At 43.5% G+C, this 414-nt stretch carries 1 pseudogene; it reads left to right on the top strand.

The annotated features are described in order from the left end of the window. Positions 1-197: 197 nt before the first annotated feature. Positions 198-414, top strand: a pseudogene (locus FC98_RS15285) (hypothetical protein); the annotation flags it as partial.

Below are 414 nucleotides of genomic sequence, written 5' to 3'. Positions count from 1 at the left end.
AAACAATCTAAGATTAGATCCAGTTAGAAACTGATTAATTTCAGCTTCTAGCTGGACCTTTTTCGTTACACTGGAGATGAAGCTAGAGATCGAACATAGTCTCAGGGACTTCGAGTCCGTAATATAAAAGGGTCGCCGTCATCTCCACCGCTTTAAACTGGTTTAAGATTGAGGACCTTCGAGGCCGTGTACAGGAAATGAGTTTAGTTGTTCAGATGTCGGGAAAGGCTTCAAAAAATAATGATTTAGGAAGCGATAAATTGTCTGATGTGATCGCCTTAGATGTGTCAGAAGGTCACAGTTATGTTGTTTGGTATGCTCACGGAGTGTGCCAAAGTGAATTTCAAGTCTTACATACCCAATCCGGGTTTGCCAAGTTACTGAAGCTCGCGTTGCGGGCGAATCAGCCCACGG

The sequence above is a fragment of the Lentilactobacillus kisonensis DSM 19906 = JCM 15041 genome, from assembly GCF_001434135.1.
Lineage (GTDB): Bacteria > Bacillota > Bacilli > Lactobacillales > Lactobacillaceae > Lentilactobacillus > Lentilactobacillus kisonensis.
The sequence above is the reverse complement of the archived record's forward strand: the minus strand, read 5'-3'. Positions and strand labels throughout refer to the sequence as shown.